Source organism: Prolinoborus fasciculus (assembly GCF_056724605.1).
Window position 1 is genome coordinate 1 of sequence record NZ_JBWZQN010000127.1, and the last position, 1801, is coordinate 1801.

2 protein-coding genes are annotated in these 1801 nt (G+C 35.1%); one reads left to right on the forward strand and one right to left on the reverse strand.

What is annotated here, in order from left to right:
• A partial coding sequence (locus tag AC1P5O_RS16475; protein WP_499006410.1) for a transposase occupies positions 1-183 on the forward strand: 183 nt, incomplete at its 5' end.
• Between the two features lie 243 nt (positions 184-426).
• Here the strand turns inward: AC1P5O_RS16475 and AC1P5O_RS16480 are convergent.
• The gene (locus tag AC1P5O_RS16480; protein WP_004281969.1) at positions 427-1116 is read right to left on the reverse strand and encodes a GntR family transcriptional regulator; all 690 of its coding nucleotides are present in this window, start codon (positions 1114-1116) and stop codon (positions 427-429) included.
• Between the last annotated feature and the right edge of the window lie 685 nt (positions 1117-1801).

Consider the following 1801-nt stretch of genomic DNA (forward strand, 5'->3'; position numbering starts at 1 on the left):
AAACAATTGCTTTGCAGAAGAGGATTGATCGAAACAGTGAATGATCAGTTAAAAAACTTACATCAAATTGACCATTCACGTCATCGTTCGGTGAATAACTTTATGGTGAATATTATGGCTGCTATAGGGGCTTATTGCTTAAATCCAAATAAGCCAACTTTCCAAAACTTGCTAAAAAGCTAAAATATTTCATCGAACTCAGGTTAAGTATGTATTTGGCAGTCTAAAAACTTTCAAAATGCTTTCAGAACGTTATCGCAATAGAGCTAAAAGCCCCCCCTTTTGAGATTCAATCTAGTTGCTGGAATTTATAATTTGCAACTGAGTAAGAATGATTTATGAAGGAGGTCTAATCTAAGAAAATAAAAAAATTCCTAAAACCATTTAACTTCTTAGGATTTGAATGGGCAGGATATAAATATAAGCTTATGCTTGAATATCTAAGGTCATTTCAATTTTGTCCTGTGACCAGATTTCGATGTCATATTCAATCACTAGATCATCTGATTTTGAAATACGTTCAATATAAGTGGCGGTTTGACTTAAAGGAATACCTAAGTGCTGGCTCTCAAAATGAGACACACCGGTATTTTTAATTTTTAACTGACTACTCGTGTAATTATAATGAAAGTGATTTTTAATGACATCTTGGACCGAAGTAATCACATTATAATTCAGCACATCTGGAAACAGCGCAACAGGTAAATAATTATATTCTAGAAGTACTGGTACATCATCAGCATAACGTAAACGGATAATTTCAATAAAGCCCAATTTACGATTTTCTTCGCTAAAAAGATTACTGTGATCCAATCGCTGCAGCTGTCTGGTCGAGATCAGTTCAGTTCTGGCATTAAAACCCTGTGCCTTCATATAAGAACGAAAATTTTCAATTGAGTTTGGATAATATTGAATTTTTTTATTACTCACGAACCAGCCGAGATTTTGCCGTTTGAAAATTTTATCTTCGGCACGAAGCTGTTCATAGGCCTTACGCACTGTTTCCCTTGAACAGTCAAACTTTAATGCCAAGTACCGTTCGGATGGAATTATTTGATTAGAACTGTAATTTTTCAATTCAGCCTCAATCAAATCTCTGATTTCCATATACTTCATTCAGTGAATCCAGTGAGTGCTCATAAGTGATAAAGATAGTACTAAATTAAAGAACAGAGGAAAATTGAAAACAAGGTACAGATCAGTAAAAAGATGCATTCCCTTGTTTTAATGAGAATGTTTAGCAGCATGATTGATACGTGATTCTGAGAGAATATCGTTGTCCACTCATAATGTTCTCATTTATGCAAAAAGAATAGACTAAATTTGTCTAGGAGAGTGGTGACAGTCTAATCTAATTAAAAGGCATCTACAAAATCGGCGGCTATTCGTAATAGTCGACTGAGAAAATTACGTACCTTGATTCTAGACATTATTGCCCACCTCTACTAGCACATTTCCTGACACAGTCCCTATCTATACATTTGAATGCCTTTGACTATTAAAGATTATCTTTAATAAAATGAGCTTTATAGGGCAATATACTAAGATCTCCAGACTGTTGAATCCGGCAAGCGCACTGAGTGCGGTTCCGTAACGTGACACTGGGTAACGTCTTGGACTGCTGTATGTAGACAAAAAATGAAAGCTGCGGTTTAAAGCTGGCGTCCTTCAAAATTTGGTGGTGTTTCAAAAAGTATGCTGAAACAAAGTAGGTTGAATTTTGATAAAATAGAGAAATGCGAATAACTCTAGAAATCAAATGTCCAACCTGCCTCAGTGACAGTATAAAGAAAAATGGCAT